The following is a 15122-nucleotide window of genomic DNA, read 5'->3' as shown; positions in this document are numbered from 1 at the left end:
GGGTGGGGGTTGATCAAACCGATCACTCCCCTTTTTTTCGGATACATAGACTAACGCTCTACCATATAAAGGAGGATACCATAATGGCGGTTACTGCGGCATTGGTAAAGGAACTGCGCGAAAAGACGGGCGCAGGCATGATGGATTGCAAAAAGGCACTCGAGGAAGCGAACGGCGATTTGACGAAAGCGAGCGAAATTCTTCGCGAGAAGGGTCTCGCCGCAGCGAAAAACAAAGCGGGCCGGATCGCGACGGAAGGTCTCGTAGAGTCGTACATTCACGCTGGCGGACGGATCGGCGTTCTTGTAGAAGTTAACTGCGAAACGGACTTCGTCGCGAAGACGGATTCGTTCCGCGAGTTCGTGAAAGACGTCGCGATGCAAATCGCGGCAGCGAGCCCGAAGTACGTAACCCGCGAAGAAGTGCCGCAAGAAGAGCTTGAGAAGGAGAAAGAAATTCTCCGCGCGCAAGCACTCAACGAAGGCAAGCCGGCGCACATCGTCGACAAAATGGTCGAAGGCCGCATGAGCAAGTACTACGAAGAGTTCTGCTTGCTGGAGCAGACGTTCGTCAAAGATCCGGAAAAAACGATCCAAACGCTCGTGAACGAAAAGATCGCCACCATCGGCGAGAACATCTCGATCCGCCGCTTCGTCCGCTTCGAGCTCGGCGAAGGCCTGGAGAAGAAACAGGATAACTTCGTCGAAGAAGTCATGGCGCAAGTGAACAAGTAAGAAGAGACGGAAGGAACACGGCGTGTTCCTTCTTTTTTAAGAGAAGAAGCAGGTGCTTTACGGGAAGCGAAACGGAGGCTGGGCAATTTGAGTAAACCGGTTTACAAGCGTGTCGTATTGAAGCTGAGCGGCGAAGCGCTCGCGGGCCAAGCGGGGTACGGCATCGAAGCGGGAATGATTTCGACGATCGCCGAACAGGTGAAGGAAGTCGTGCGGCTTGGCGTCGAGGTGGCCGTGGTCGTCGGGGGCGGCAACATTTGGCGCGGCATTTCCGGCAGCGCCAAAGGCATCGACCGCGCGACCGCCGATTATATGGGCATGCTTGCGACCGTTATGAATTCCTTGGCGCTTCAAGACGCCTTGGAGAAGCTGGACGTGCCGACGCGCGTTCAATCGTCGATCAACATGCAGCAGGTGGCCGAACCGTACATTCGCCGCCGGGCCATGAGGCACTTGGAGAAAGGACGCGTCGTCATTTTCGCCGCGGGCACGGGCAATCCGTACTTCTCGACCGATACGACGGCTGCGCTGCGCGCCGCCGAAATCGAAGCGGAAGTGATCTTGATGGCGAAAAACAAAGTCGACGGCGTCTACTCCGCGGATCCGTTCGTCAACAAGGAAGCAGTCAAATACGATACGCTTACGTATATGGAAATGCTGAACCAAAACCTTGGCGTTATGGATTCGACGGCAGCCTCCTTGTGCATGGACAACAACATTCCGTTGGTCGTGTTTTCGATCTCGGAACCGGGGAACATTCGCCGCGTCGTGCAGGGCGAAAAAATCGGCACGACGATCTTGAAGGGAGTGTAATTTCTATGCCGGCAACGATTAAGAAGAACGCAGAAGAACGGATGGAGAAAGCGATCGGCGCGCTGAAGCGCGACCTGTCCACGCTGCGCGCGGGCCGGGCCACGCCGGCGCTGCTCGACCGCATCCAAGTCGAATATTACGGCACGCCGACGCCGGTCAACCAGCTGGCGAACATCAATACGCCGGATTCTCGCACGCTGCTCATCCAGCCGTGGGATAAGAGCTCGCTCTCGGCGATCGAGAAGGCGATCATGAAATCGGATCTCGGCATTACGCCGACGAACGACGGGAACGCGATCCGCCTCGTGATGCCGCCGCTGACGGAGGAACGCCGTGCGGACCTCGTGAAAATGACGAAAAAGTTCGGCGAAGAGGCGAAGGTAGCGATCCGCAACATTCGCCGCGACGCGAACGACGACATCAAGAAGCTGGAGAAGGATCAGATTTCGGAGGACGAGTCCAAGCGCCATCAGGACGACATCCAAAAGCTGACCGACCGGTTCGTGGCGGAAGTCGACAAAGTGCTTGCCGCTAAAGAGAAGGAAATCATGGAAGTGTGATCGTACTCGAACGGCCCCCTGGCTTCATGCGGCAGGGGGTTGTTGCATAAACACGTTAACGCGGGAAGCGGAAGGGGAAGCGTCATGAACCGTCTTTTCGGGTGGTTCCGAGAGGGAAAGAAGCCGTCGACGGACGAGCCGGTGCGCCTTGACAACGTTCCGAAGCATGTCGCCATCATCATGGACGGCAACGGGCGGTGGGCCCGGCAGCGCGGGATGCCGCGCATCGCCGGCCACCGAGCCGGCATGAAGAACGTCAAGACGATCGCGATCGCCGCCGATGCGCTCGGCATCAAGGCGTTAACGCTGTACGCGTTCTCGACCGAAAATTGGAAGCGTCCGCAAGAAGAAGTCGATTTTCTCATGAAGCTGCCTCAAGAATTTTTTCCGCTGGAAATCGAGGAGCTGAAGGCGAAAAACGTGCGCATCCGCATGATGGGAGAGCGGGAAGGGCTCCCTGAGCATACGCTGCGGGCGGTCGATGCGGCCATCGAGGAGACTCGGCATAATACCGGACTTATTTTGAATTTTGCGATGAATTACGGCGGCCGCCGCGAGCTGCTGCTCGGCATGCGTCAAGTCGCCGAGGCGGCGAGGGACGGCCGGCTCGACCCCGATGAGCTGACGGAAGCCGATATCAACGCGTTTTTGCAGTCGGACGGTTTGCCGGAGCTCGACCTGCTGATCCGGACGAGCGGCGAGGTGCGCATCAGCAACTTCATGCTATGGCAGCTCGCGTATACGGAGCTCTGGTTTACTGACGTGTTCTGGCCGGATTTCAGTACGGAGCATTTCCACGAAGCCATTCGTTCTTATCAAGGGCGCGCGCGCCGATACGGGAAGCTGTAACGGAGGCGGCGAAGAAGGGAGTACGGCTGACATGCGTCAACGCATCATTACGGGATTGCTTGCCGCGCTTTTCTTTCTGACGATGCTGGCCGCGGGCAGCGGCTGGTATACGCTGCTAATCACGCTGCTGGCGGTCATCGCCTACCAGGAGTTCGTGAGGCTGAACGGGGCCAAAGCGAGGGAACCCGCGTCGCTCGTCGGCTTCGCCGGCATCCTGTATCTGGTCGTGCCATGGAACATGCTGTTCGGCTGGAGCGTGCCGCCGCAGCAGACGGTCGTCTGGCTGCTCATGTTTTTGTTTTTCGCGCTGACGGTCATTTCGCAAAATCGGACGAGCATCGATAAAATCGCGCTGCTGTTTATCGGTGTCGTTTACATAGGCGTCGGGTTTCACTATATGATCTACACGCGCTGGATGCCGGAGGGGCTCTTCTGGACGCTGCTGCTGTTCGGCTGCATTTGGCTGACCGACGTCGGCGCGTATTTCGCGGGCAGGCTGCTCGGGAAGAAGCTGCTGTGGCCGTCGATTTCGCCGAAGAAGACGGTGGAAGGCGCCGTCGGCGGCATCCTCGTGTCGATCGCGACGGCGGTCGCGTTCGCGATGATTCGCCCCGAACTGCTCACCGTGCGGGAAGCCGTCGCCATCGGCTTGCTCGTGTCGGTTCTCGGCCAGCTCGGCGATCTGATCCAATCCGCGTACAAGCGCGTGCGCAACATTAAAGATTCCGGCACGATTTTGCCCGGCCACGGGGGCATCCTGGACCGGACGGATTCGTGGATCATCGTGTTTCCGTTCGTCCATCTGCTCGGGCTGCTGCCGCAATAGGAGAGGTTTCATGAAAACAATCGCGATTTTGGGAAGCACGGGCTCGATCGGCACGCAAACGCTCGACATCGCGGCGCATCATCCGGAGCGGTTTCGCGTGGCGGCGCTCGCGGCGGGCTCGAACGTGGAGCTGCTCGTGGAGCAGGCGCACCGGTTCCGGCCGGAGATCGTGTCGGTCGCGACGAAGGCGCATGCCGAGCGGCTCGCGGCGCTCGTGCCGGCGGGCACCCGCGTCCTGTACGGCGACGAAGGGGTGCGCGCGGTGGCGGCGGAGAACGACGCCGACGTCGTCGTGTCGGCGATGGTCGGCAGCGCCGGCTGCGAGCCGACGCTCGCCGCCATCGACGCGGGCAAGGCGATCGCGCTCGCCAACAAGGAGACGCTCGTCGCCGCCGGCCGCATCGTCACCGAGCGCGCGCGGCTGCGCGGCGTGCCGCTCATCCCGGTCGACAGCGAGCATTCCGCGATCTTCCAATCGCTGAACGGCTCGCGCATCGACGATGTGCTGGCGCTGACGCTGACGGCGTCCGGCGGCAGCTTCCGCGACCGCGGGCGGCACGAACTCGCGAACGTGACCGTCGCCGACGCGCTGAAGCATCCGAACTGGTCGATGGGCGCGAAGGTGACGATCGATTCGGCGACGATGGCGAACAAGGGCCTCGAGGTCATCGAGGCGCATTGGCTGTTCGGCGTCGACTACGACCGCATTCGCGTGCTCGTCCACCCGGAATCGATCATTCACTCGTACGTCGAATTTTTAGATAAAAGCGTCATCGCGCAATTGGGCGTTCCGGATATGCGGGTGCCGATCCAATATGCGCTTACCTTCCCGGAACGGCCGAGCTCGCCGGCCGATTCGCTGGACCTCGCGGCGCTCGGCAAGCTCACGTTCCGCCCGATGGACTTCGAGCGGTACCCGATGATGCGCCTCGCGTATGAAGCGGGCCGCGCGGGCGGGACGGCGACGGCGGTGTTCAACGCCGCCAACGAGGTCGCGGTGTCGCGTTTCTTATCCGGCGCCGTGCCGTTCCTTGCGATCGAGTCGATCGTCGAATCGACGCTCGCGAAGCACGACGTCGTCGGCGCGGCCGATCTCGGCGCGATTCGGGAAGCCGACGCGTGGGCAAGGGATTTCGCGGCAAAATTGTGAAATTTCTCCCGGTTTCCGTTCTCTTGAAGCGTCCTCGGGAATAATGGTAAGCTATAAGGACATACTGCCCCGGGATTGGGATGTGCTGCATCCGGGAGCGTAAGGAGGAACGGCTTACTTTGATGACGGCTCAATTGACTCCGCAGAACATCGCCCTGACGGTTTTACTGTTTTTCGTGTTGGTGACGATTCATGAGTGGGGTCATTTTTATTTCGCGAAGCGGGCGGGCATTCTCGTGCGCGAATTCGCGATCGGCTTCGGCCCGAAGGTGTTCGCGTTCCGCAGAGGCGAGACGAAATATACGCTGCGGCTGCTTCCGTTCGGCGGTTACGTCCGCATGGCGGGCGAGGATCCGGAGACGGTGAACGTCGCGCCCGGCCAGACGATCGCGGTGGAGGCGGACGGCGACGTCGTCAAGCGGCTGTATCTCGACCGCATCGACGAGCGGATGAACGCGGTGCGCGGCGAGGTGAAATCGATCGACCTCGAGCATCGGCTGGAGCTTCGGCTCGACGTCGACGGCATCGAAGAGCGGTATCGGATCGATCCCGAAGCGGTGACGATCGCCCGCGGCCAAGCGATGCAGATCGCGCCGTGGGATCGCCAGTTCGCCGGCAAGACGGTGCGGCAGCGGGCGATGGCGATATTCGCCGGCCCGATGATGAACGTCATCCTGGCGGCGGGCTTGTTCATCGCCTTCGCGTTCCTCAACGGCGTCGCGGTGAACGTCGTCGTCAACAAGGTAACGCCGGGCGAACCGGCGGAAGCGGCGGGCATTCGTTCGGGCGACATCATTCAATCGATCAACGGCATCGAGATCGGGCCGAATTCGTCGAAAATCCGCGAGCTCGTCACCTCGTCTCCCGACCAGCCGATGGAGTGGGTCGTGCTGCGCGACGGAAAACCTGTGGCCGTGGAGATGACGCCGATCGAGGCGGAGGATCCGAACGGCAATGCGCAAATCCGCGTCGGCGTCGAAATGATGCCGCTCACCCGGCCGGCCACGCTGCAGGAAGGGCTGACGAACGGCTTCACGACGATGTGGGCGGCGACGGTAACCATTTTCGAAGGCTTCAAAATGCTCGTTCTCGGCCAGTTCACGCTGGACGACTTGGGCGGACCGGTCCGCATGGCGGAAATGACGCTGCAGCTTGCGAACGCCGGCCTTTTGTATTACACGTGGTGGGCGGCGATGCTGAGCTTGTACCTGGCGATCTTCAACCTGCTGCCGGTGCCGGCGCTGGACGGAAGCCGACTGCTGTTCCTCGGCCTCGAGGCGATTCGCGGCCGGCCGATCGACCGCGATCGGGAAAGCCTCGTCCACTTCATCGGCTTCGCGATGCTGATGCTGCTTATGGTCGCTGTCACATATAACGATATTTTGCGTTTGTTTCGGGGGTAACGGGTCTAATGACGAAAAACACGGACAATCAGGCAGGCAATCGGGAAATTACGCCGCAGAGCGAAGATTTTTCCCGTTGGTATTTGGATGCGATCCGCAAGGCGGATCTGATGGATTACGCGCCGGTGCGCGGCTGTATCGTCTTTAAGCCGGACGGCTACGAGCTTTGGGAATTGATCCAGCGTCAGCTCGACGACCGGTTCAAGGCGACGGGTCACCGGAACGCGTATTTCCCGTTATTCATCCCGGAGAGCTTCTTCGAGAAAGAGAAGGAGCACGTCGAAGGCTTCAATCCGGAACTGCCGTGGGTGACCGAGGCGGGCGGGGAGAAGCTCGAGGAGCGTCTCGCCATTCGTCCGACGTCGGAAACGATGATCGGGCATATGTACGCGAAGTGGATTCACTCGTACCGCGATTTGCCGGTCCTGATCAACCAGTGGGCGAACGTCGTGCGCTGGGAGAAGCGGACGCTGCCGTTTCTTCGGACGAGCGAGTTCCTGTGGCAAGAAGGCCACACGGCGCACGAGAACGAGGAAGACGCGCGTAAGGAAACGATGCTCATGCTAGAGACGTACCGCGAATTCGTCGAGAACGTGCTGGCGATTCCGGTCATCGTCGGGCAGAAGACGGAATCGGAGAAGTTCGCCGGCGCGGTCGACACGTATTCGATCGAGGCGATGATGCGCGACGGACGGGCCGTCCAAGCCGGTACGTCGCACTACCTCGGCACGAATTTCGCGAGCGCCTTCGACATTAAATATTTAGACCGCGAGAACAAGCAGCAGTTCGTGCATACGACCTCTTGGGGCGTGTCCACGCGGCTCATCGGCGCGCTGATCATGGTGCACGGCGACGACAAAGGTCTCGTCTTGCCGCCGAAGGTGGCGCCGACGCAGGCGGTGCTCATCCCGATCGGTCCGCCGGCGAAGCGCGAGCCGGTGCTGGCGAAGGCGGCCGAAGTGCTGTCCGACCTGAAGAAAGCGGGCGTGCGCATCCGGATGGACGATCGTTCGGACCTGAGCCCGGGCTGGAAGTTCAACGAGTACGAAATGCGCGGCATTCCGGTTCGCATCGAGCTCGGGCCGCGCGACTTGGAGAACGGACAAGCCGTCCTCGCTTCGCGCGTCAGTGGCGAGAAGCGCATCGTCGCGCTGGACAACATCGTTGCCGAAGTGCAGCGGATGCTGGACGACGTGCACGCGGAGCTGTATGCGCGGGCGCTGCAATTCATGAACGAAAACCTTCGCAGCGTCGACACGCTGGACGAGCTGAAGGCGAACGACGAGAAGCTGAGAGGCTTCGTCCTCGCCGGCTGGTGCGGCTCGCGCGACTGCGAGTCCAAAGTGAAGGAAGAAACGGGCGCGACGAGCCGGAACATTCCGTTCGAGCCGACCGAACGCAAAACGAAATGTCTCGTGTGCGGCGGCGACGCCAAGCATACGGTCGCCTTCGCTCGGGCGTACTAAGCTTTTCCCGCCGCGCGGACGCGCCGGTCCCGGTATTCTCCCGGGGACGGCTGCGTTCGCGCTGCGTTTTCACAAACTAAAGAGGCAAAGTTGCAGAGTCAAGAGGGCCGGTTGCAAAAGTATGAGATGTAGGAGGAGACCCTTTTGAGCGTTGTGGCTGACAAACGGAATCGATTCGAGCTTCTGATGAAGCAGGCGGGCATCCCGACCGACGTAATCGATTCTTTTTTTCGGGACGGGTATATCGATCGGGTGGAGACGAGCCGGACGAACCGCGAGTGGACGTTCGTCCTGCGCAAATCGACGCTCGTGCCTGCGGACGTGTACCGCGCGTTCTGCAAGGCGGTCGTCGAGCGGTTCGCGCAGGTCGCTGCGATTCGCTTCGTGCTCGTCTACGATCCGGAGGTCGCGGACGCCGAGCTGATCGACGCGTATTGGCCGCTGTTCGTCGATTGGGCGCAGCGCGAGGTCGCATCGGTCAACGGCTGGCTGGCGAAGGCGAAGGTGGAGACGGAAGGCAACCTCGTCAATGTGACGCTGCTGGACAACACCGCGCTGGAGCTGGCGAAGAAGAAAGGCGTCGACGAGCTGATCAAGACGTTCTACTCGAAATATTTCGCGCGCGAGCTGCGCGTGAAATTTTCCGTTACGGAAAACCGGGCGGAGGAGTACGAACGGTTTCAGGCGAAAATCCTGGAGGAAGAGCGGATGTTCACCCAGGAGCTGCTGTCCGAGGCGGCGTACGGGGGCGAACCGGAGCCGGCGGCCAGCGATGCGCCGGATAAGCTGATGTACGGCTACGACATCAAAGACCAGCCGGTGCCGATCCAGAACATCCAAGAAGAAGAGAAGAAGGTTACGATTCAGGGCACCGTCTTCCAGCTCGAGGTGAAGGAGCTGCGCAACGGCAGCACGCTGTTCCAGTTCTCGATCACCGACTTCACGGATTCGCTCCAGTGCAAATGCTTCGCCAAAACGAAGGAAGACGTGAAGACGCTGAAGCTGCTTACCGTCGGCAAATGGGTACGTCTGCGCGGGAAGGTCGAGTACGACCGATTCATGCAGGTACCGGAGCTCGTCATGATGGTCAACGACCTGAACGAGGTGCTCGCGCCGCCGGAGCGGATGGACGACGCCGCGGAGAAGCGCGTGGAGTTTCATCTGCACACGACGATGAGCACGATGGACGCGGTGAGCGACATCGGCGAATACGTGAAGCTGGCTGCCAAATGGGGCCACAAAGCGATCGCGATCACCGACCACGCGGCAGTGCAGGCGTACCCGGAAGCGGCGAAGGTCGCGAAAAAGAACGGCATCAAGATGATTTACGGCGTGGAGGCGAACGTCGTCAACGACGCCGTCCCGGTCGTACTGAAGCCGGACGATCGGCCGCTCGCGGGCGCGACGTACGTCGTGTACGACGTCGAGACGACGGGTCTGTCGGTCGTGAACAACAAAATCATCGAGCTCGCCGGCGTCAAAATGGTCGACGGCAAAGTTGTCGACGAGTTCGCAACGTTCATCGACCCGCACGAGAAAATTCCGTACAACATCACGCAGCTGACGAACATTACGGACGACATGGTCGCGGGCGCTCCCGAGGAATCCGAGATCATTCCGAAGTTCGTCGAATGGGTCGGGGACGCAGTGCTCGTCGCGCATAACGCGCGATTCGATACCGGCTTCTTGCAGGCGGCGTGCAAACGCCACGGCTTGCCGGAAATGCCGAATCCGGTGCTGGATACGCTCGAGTTGGCGCGGCTGTTGTTCCCATCGATGAAAAACCATCGTCTCAACACGCTCGCCGACAAGTTCAAAGTGTCGCTAGAGAGCCATCACCGCGCGATCGACGACTCGAAGGCGCTCGGCGAAGTGCTGACGCATTTGCTCAAAGAGGCGGACGGCCGGAATATGAAGGTGCTGTCGCAGCTGAACGATTATGTCGGCACCGATTTGTCCAATACGCGACCGTTCCACTGCAACATTTACGCGCTCAATGCGGTCGGCAAGAAGAACTTATATAAACTTATTTCGTTGTCGCATACCGAATATTTCAACCGGGTCGCGTGCATTCCGAAGTCGAAGCTCGAAGAGCTGCGGGAAGGACTGCTCGTCATGTCCGGCTGCGAGAAGGGCGAGTTTTTCGAAGCGGTGCTCAACAAATCGCTCGAAGAAGCGGAGAGCGTGGCGGAGTTTTACGACGTGCTCGAAATTCAGCCGCTGACGTTCTACGAACATTTGGTCGACAAAGGGCTCGTCGGCAGCGCCGCGCAGCTGCAGCAGGCGATCCGAACGGTGCTCGCGATCGGCAAGAAGCTCGGCAAACCGGTCGTCGCGACCGGCAACGTACACTATGCGCACCCGCGCCAGAAGCTATTCCGCGACATTACGATTCACGGCATCACCGGCTTCAGCCCGCTGAAGGATCAGCGCAAGCCGGAGGCGCACTTCCGGACGACGAAGGAGATGCTGGCGGAATTTTCGTTCCTCGGCGATGACGTCGCGCACGAAGTGGTTGTGAAAAACACGTCGGAGCTCGCCGACCGGTTCGAAACGTTCGAGCTGTTCCCGGACAAGCTGTTCACGCCGATCATCGACGGCGCTGAGGAAGAGATTCGCAGCAAGTGCTACGACACCGCGCGCAAGCTGTACGGCGATCCGATCCCGGAGGTCGTCACGGCGCGGCTCGAGAAGGAGCTCGTCCCGATCATCAAATACGGCTTCTCGGCGAACTACCTCATTTCCGAACGGCTCGTAAAGAAGTCGAACGAAGATGGGTATCTCGTCGGCTCCCGGGGCTCCGTCGGCTCGTCCGTCGTCGCGACGTTCCTCGGCATCTCCGAGGTGAACCCGCTGCCGGCGCACTACTTGTGCCTGGAGTGCCAATATAGCGAATGGTTCCTCGACGGTTCGTATCCTTCGGGCTTCGACCTGCCGAACAAGGACTGTCCGCGCTGCGGCAAGCCGCTCAAGGGCGAAGGGCAGGACATCCCGTTCGAGACGTTCCTCGGCTTCAAAGGCGACAAGGTTCCCGATATCGATCTGAACTTCTCGGGCGAATACCAGCCGCATGCGCATAACTACACGAAGGTGCTGTTCGGCGAGAAGAACGTATTCCGCGCCGGCACGATCGGCACCGTCGCCGAGAAGACGGCGTACGGCTTCGTGAAGAAGTACGAGGAAGAGAAGGCGGTCCGCTGGCGGAGCGCCGAAGAAAGCCGGCTCGCGCTCGGCTGCTCCGGCGTGAAGCGGTCGACCGGCCAGCATCCCGGCGGCATCGTCGTCGTTCCGGATTATATCGAAGTCGAAGACATCACCCCGGTGCAGTTCCCGGCGGACGATACGTCGGCGGATTGGAAAACGACGCACTTCGACTACCACGCCTTCGACGCGAACCTGCTCAAGCTCGATATTCTCGGGCACGACGATCCGACGATGATGCGGATGCTGCAGGATTTGACCGGCGTCGACCCGACGACGATCCCGATGAACGACCCGAAAGTAATGAGCATCTTCTCGTCGACGGAGGCGCTCGGCGTGACGCCGCAGCAAATTCGTTCCCCGGTCGCGACGTATGGCGTGCCGGAGATGGGGACGCGCTTCGTCCGCCAGATGTTAGAAGAAACGCAGCCGAAAACGTTCGCCGACTTGCTCCAAATTTCCGGTCTGTCGCACGGCACCGGCGTATGGCTCGGCAACGCGCAGGAACTGATCAAGAACGGCACCTGTACGATCAAGACGGTTATCGGCTGCCGCGACGACATCATGCTGTACTTGATTTATAAAGCCGGAATGGACGCGGCGCTCGCGTTTAAAATTACGGAAAGCGTACGGAAGGGCAAAGGCCTCACGGACGAATGGATCGAAGAAATGAAAAAATGCGGCGTGCCGAAATGGTACATCGACTCGTGCCTGCGCATCGAGTACATGTTCCCGAAGGCGCACGCAGCCGCGTACGTCATTTCCGCCGTGCGGACGGCGTTCTTCAAGGTGTACTACCCGATTCAATACTACGCGACGTACTTTACGGTGCGTGCGGAAGATTTCGATCTCGACCTGCTCGCGCAAGGCTATGACGCCATTCTTGCGAAAATCATCGAGATCGAAGAGAAGGGCTTCAACGCTACGACGAAGGAGAAGAATATGATTTCTCCGCTCGAGATGGCGTTGGAGATGACCGCGCGCGGGTTTACGTTCAAGTCTTTGGACTTGTACAAGTCGGATGCGCGCAAATTTTTGGTTGACGGCGATTCGCTCATTCCGCCGTTCTCCGCGGTGGCCGGCATCGGCGAGAACGCGGCCCGCAACATCGCCGCCGCTCGCGAAGGCGGTCCGTTCCTCTCGATCGAGGACTTCCAGCAGCGCTCGAAGGCGTCCAAGACGATCATCGAGCTGCTGACCGGGATGGGCTGCTTCCGCGGCCTGCCGGAAACGAATCAATTGTCCTTATTCTAACTTATGTATGGAGCAAGGGAACGCCTCGGCCGCGAAGCCGGACGCGTTCCCTTCGCTTTGTTACTGCTGGTTGTCGTTGCCGCCCGTGAAGGCGTTCTTTACGGACTTCGTCACTTGCTTCACTGCGCCGGTCAGACCGCCTTGATCTTGCTGCTGTTGCTGCTTTTGCTTGTTTCTTTGCTTAGCCATCGTTCGTCTACCCCTTTCGTATGTGAACGCGGCGTACCGCGACGCCCTTATTTTGTACCGGAGGTCATCCCTCCATTCACGGCGAGCGGCGCCCCTCGACATTTCCAGCTTTCCATGGTATGGTAATTTTATACGACGTTACACGGACTTCCGAAAGCATCGGAGACCGCACGCCCGCCGGGGCGTTGCGGTCTTTTTTATTTCCAAAATAGGGAAGTTCCCATATAATGAGGAGGACATCGTATCATGAAAGTTACATTCACGGCGATCGACGAGCGTAGGCTTGGCATTGCATGGCGCCCTTGGGACGAAGAGGTGCTTTCGCACATCCGGACGATCCCGTTCCGGGAATACGACCCGGACCGACGCATGTGGCTCGTGCCGCGCACGCGAACGAATGCGGTGGCGCTTCTTGAATTGTTTCGCGGCGCGGAGATGGCTAACGCTTGGGTTCTTTATGCCGAACTGCCTTCGTCGTCTCGCATCGAAGCGGAGCGGGGCGTTGACACTTCCGCTGCCTCCGCTACTGTAGAGGCCGATCGCGACCTAGACGTCCTGCTGCAGGAGCTGCGGCTCCGAGGGTACAGTGCAAAAACGATCCGCGCTTACGCGGGTCATGTCAGGCGATTCCTCGCCGCAGCGGAAGGGACGCCTACCGAGTGGGATGCTAACGTCGTGACTCAATACAGCGAACGGCTGCTCCAAACCGGTCATTCCCATTCTTACGTCAATCAAGCGATCAGCGCGGTGTCGTTCTACATGCGTCACGTTTGCAAACAAGCACCGGCCACTGTCCGATATGTTCGCCCGAAGCGGGAAAAGAAGCTGCCGAATGTATTGTCCGGAGCGGAGGTGCTGCGGCTGCTGCAGGCGGTCACGTTCCTGAAGCATCGCGCGATCTTGTCCCTCACGTACTCAGCCGGGCTCCGCGTCGGAGAAGTCGTTCGCTTGCGCGTCCAAGATCTTGACCTCGCACGAAACACCGTGTTTTTACGCCAAAGCAAGGGGCGGAAAGACCGCTATAGCATGCTTTCCGCCGCCGCGCTCTCTCTGGTGCAGCAATACCTTGCCGAAGCGCGTCCGGAAACGTGGCTGTTCCCAGGCCAAGACCCCCGAAGGCACTTAAGCGAGCGATCCGTCCAAAAAGTGTTCGAGCAGGCGAAAACGAAGGCTCGCATCCAGAAAGACGTTACCGTCCATAGCCTGCGGCATTCATTCGCCACCCATCTGTTGGAGGCCGGCGTCGACTTGCGCCACATCCAAGAGCTGCTCGGCCATAAGAACGTCAAGACTACGGAGCTGTACACCCATGTCAGCACGCGGGAAATTCGGCGCATCCAAAGCCCGTTAGATCGTTTGATGGCTGGCCAGGATGCCCTGCGGGAGGGGGATCTTCCGTGAGGAAAAAGCTAAAGATGTTTTACCTCGCCGTGCTTGCTTTAATGATCCTGCTTACCGTGCTCAAGGATGTCTTTTTCCCCTCGGTGCGCATTCTCGTTTTTTCCGGCACCGGGGAGACCGACGTTCAAACCGTGCTCGCACAAGTGCACGAACGTGCCGACGTCCGCATTGGCACGCCCGACGAAGCCGAGGCTTTCCGTGTGCGCAAGCAGCCAACCTACCTAGTCCTGTTTTACGGCTTCAGCGACGAGCTCACCCACCGTGAAAAAGAACGCGAATGGTACGTTCACCGCCGCTTCCACAGTGTAGACGAGCTGGTCCCGTTCCTGAACAATCATTGGACCTTGGCCATCTGGCGGTACTGGTTGCACAAGTTTGATTGATGCGGCACGGGCCTACGACTCCGCCGGAATATCAGCACTTCGCAGAACATTTATACGCAAATCCAACCGAGGCGGAGGAATTACCAGAAATACACAAATAAGAAGTTATATGAAACCGGACATTTTTTGATTAGGGGGTAACTCATGAAGCGGAATATTGAGACATTAACTTGTTTTGTTATATTTTTACTCTCCCTGATTATTGCGGGGTGTAACAATGAAGTTATAGTTACCTCGCAAGATATCGATAATATAAGTTTGGAGATAGTAGAGCATCAAGAAAATCCACGTGGGATAAATTATACACTTAGACTGCATAACAAATCCAAGCAAGTAATAAAACAGAATAATGTTTATTTGAGTTTCCCGATTATAACCGGAACAGGCTTGAAGGGGAATGAATTTAAAATAGAGGCAAGGGATAATAAACTTGATATCAAACCAGGGGAAGAAGTCCTACTCTCAGTATTTGCTCCCGAGGAAATGTACGAAGATAATAAGAATATTGATATAGAGAGCCCAATCATTGAAATCAAGGGTTATATTAATGAAGTAATCGGGGTAAGTCAATTCCATAAGACTGGTGACTATCGAGCAATGAAAGATTTTTGATGGTAAAGCTCCGAAGTGTCCGGCATCATATAACACCGCATTCACGCATCAGGCCAGCTACGCTGCCCCTCGGTCCGCAGACGATGATTCGAAGGAAGCTGGAGCTGCGGACAACCCCTTCAGGGTTCGTGAATGCAGAAGACGTTATGTGAAACCAGTGCGAAACAGTGAAAGGAAGAGTATCCGTGATATTTTTTAGACTTACACAAGCTCTTTTAAAAGACATGAAAATAACTCCAATTGAAATCGTCGGGGAACCGACACTGTATAGTTGGCACGTT

13 protein-coding genes are annotated in these 15122 nt (G+C 58.6%); 12 read left to right on the top strand and 1 reads right to left on the bottom strand.

Translation table 11 applies throughout. The annotated features are described in order from the left end of the window. The first annotated feature begins 83 nt into the window (after window positions 1–83). From tsf to VE009_RS05475, 9 genes are all read left to right on the top strand, one after another. Window positions 84–734: a translation elongation factor Ts gene (gene tsf / locus VE009_RS05515; RefSeq protein WP_325006398.1), complete on the top strand. Its 651-nt coding sequence runs from the start codon at window positions 84–86 to the stop codon at window positions 732–734. Window positions 735–821: 87 nt separating this feature from the next. After that, complete coding sequence (pyrH, locus tag VE009_RS05510) at window positions 822–1547, top strand: UMP kinase (protein ID WP_325006397.1); 726 nt, start codon at window positions 822–824, stop codon at window positions 1545–1547. Window positions 1548–1552: 5 nt separating this feature from the next. Beyond that, window positions 1553–2107 carry a ribosome recycling factor gene (gene frr / locus VE009_RS05505; protein ID WP_325006396.1) on the top strand — a complete coding sequence of 185 codons (555 nt, stop codon included), beginning with the start codon at window positions 1553–1555 and terminating at the stop codon, window positions 2105–2107. A gap of 84 nt (window positions 2108–2191) precedes the next feature. Continuing rightward, window positions 2192–2956 (top strand): isoprenyl transferase, encoded by a 765-nt coding sequence (locus VE009_RS05500; protein WP_325006395.1) that lies wholly within the window; start codon window positions 2192–2194, stop codon window positions 2954–2956. Window positions 2957–2987: 31 nt separating this feature from the next. After that, on the top strand, window positions 2988–3782 hold the full coding sequence (locus VE009_RS05495) for a phosphatidate cytidylyltransferase (protein WP_325006394.1): 795 nt from the start codon (window positions 2988–2990) through the stop codon (window positions 3780–3782). A 10-nt stretch (window positions 3783–3792) separates the two neighbouring features. Continuing rightward, on the top strand, window positions 3793–4932 hold the full coding sequence (locus VE009_RS05490; protein WP_325006393.1) for a 1-deoxy-D-xylulose-5-phosphate reductoisomerase: 1140 nt from the start codon (window positions 3793–3795) through the stop codon (window positions 4930–4932). Window positions 4933–5054: 122 nt separating this feature from the next. Next, on the top strand, window positions 5055–6335 hold the full coding sequence (gene rseP / locus VE009_RS05485) for an RIP metalloprotease RseP (protein WP_325006392.1): 1281 nt from the start codon (window positions 5055–5057) through the stop codon (window positions 6333–6335). A gap of 8 nt (window positions 6336–6343) precedes the next feature. After that, window positions 6344–7801: a proline--tRNA ligase gene (gene proS / locus VE009_RS05480; RefSeq protein WP_325006391.1), complete on the top strand. Its 1458-nt coding sequence runs from the start codon at window positions 6344–6346 to the stop codon at window positions 7799–7801. Window positions 7802–7945: 144 nt separating this feature from the next. Further along, window positions 7946–12256 (top strand): PolC-type DNA polymerase III, encoded by a 4311-nt coding sequence (locus tag VE009_RS05475; RefSeq protein ID WP_325006390.1) that lies wholly within the window; start codon window positions 7946–7948, stop codon window positions 12254–12256. 60 nt (window positions 12257–12316) lie between these two features. Here VE009_RS05475 and VE009_RS05470 read toward each other — a convergent pair whose 3' ends face one another. After that, entirely contained in the window at window positions 12317–12445 is a 129-nt protein-coding gene (locus tag VE009_RS05470; RefSeq protein WP_325006389.1) for a hypothetical protein, read from the bottom strand. A 246-nt stretch (window positions 12446–12691) separates the two neighbouring features. Between VE009_RS05470 and xerA the strand changes: the two genes are divergently transcribed. From xerA to VE009_RS05455, 3 genes are all read left to right on the top strand, one after another. Continuing rightward, entirely contained in the window at window positions 12692–13846 is a 1155-nt protein-coding gene (xerA, locus tag VE009_RS05465; protein ID WP_325006388.1) for a site-specific tyrosine recombinase/integron integrase, read from the top strand. Next, window positions 13843–14229, top strand: coding sequence for a hypothetical protein (locus VE009_RS05460; RefSeq protein ID WP_325006387.1), 387 nt, complete (start codon window positions 13843–13845; stop codon window positions 14227–14229). Before xerA ends, VE009_RS05460 begins: the two co-directional genes overlap by 4 nt. A 144-nt stretch (window positions 14230–14373) precedes the next feature. Further along, complete coding sequence (locus tag VE009_RS05455) at window positions 14374–14841, top strand: hypothetical protein (protein ID WP_325006386.1); 468 nt, start codon at window positions 14374–14376, stop codon at window positions 14839–14841. The last annotated feature ends 281 nt before the right edge of the window (window positions 14842–15122 follow it).

Origin of the sequence: Paenibacillus sp., from assembly GCF_035645195.1 — a bacterium.
Classification (GTDB): Bacteria; Bacillota; Bacilli; order Paenibacillales; family YIM-B00363; genus Paenibacillus_AE.
Note: the sequence above shows the minus strand (reverse complement) of the source record. Positions and strands in the feature narration are given on the sequence as shown.

What these genes read in the sequence shown, in the direction of transcription:
- tsf (WP_325006398.1), top strand. Translation starts at nt 84, where the DNA reads ATGGCGGTTACTGCGGCATTGGTAAAGGAACTGCGCGAAAAGACGGGC.
- frr (WP_325006396.1), top strand. Translation starts at nt 1,553, where the DNA reads ATGCCGGCAACGATTAAGAAGAACGCAGAAGAACGGATGGAGAAAGCG.
- VE009_RS05500 (WP_325006395.1), top strand. Translation starts at nt 2,192, where the DNA reads ATGAACCGTCTTTTCGGGTGGTTCCGAGAGGGAAAGAAGCCGTCGACG.
- VE009_RS05495 (WP_325006394.1), top strand. Translation starts at nt 2,988, where the DNA reads ATGCGTCAACGCATCATTACGGGATTGCTTGCCGCGCTTTTCTTTCTG.
- VE009_RS05490 (WP_325006393.1), top strand. Translation starts at nt 3,793, where the DNA reads ATGAAAACAATCGCGATTTTGGGAAGCACGGGCTCGATCGGCACGCAA.
- rseP (WP_325006392.1), top strand. Translation starts at nt 5,055, where the DNA reads ATGACGGCTCAATTGACTCCGCAGAACATCGCCCTGACGGTTTTACTG.
- proS (WP_325006391.1), top strand. Translation starts at nt 6,344, where the DNA reads ATGACGAAAAACACGGACAATCAGGCAGGCAATCGGGAAATTACGCCG.
- VE009_RS05470 (WP_325006389.1), bottom strand. Translation starts at nt 12,445, where the DNA reads ATGGCTAAGCAAAGAAACAAGCAAAAGCAGCAACAGCAGCAAGATCAA.
- xerA (WP_325006388.1), top strand. Translation starts at nt 12,692, where the DNA reads ATGAAAGTTACATTCACGGCGATCGACGAGCGTAGGCTTGGCATTGCA.
- VE009_RS05455 (WP_325006386.1), top strand. Translation starts at nt 14,374, where the DNA reads ATGAAGCGGAATATTGAGACATTAACTTGTTTTGTTATATTTTTACTC.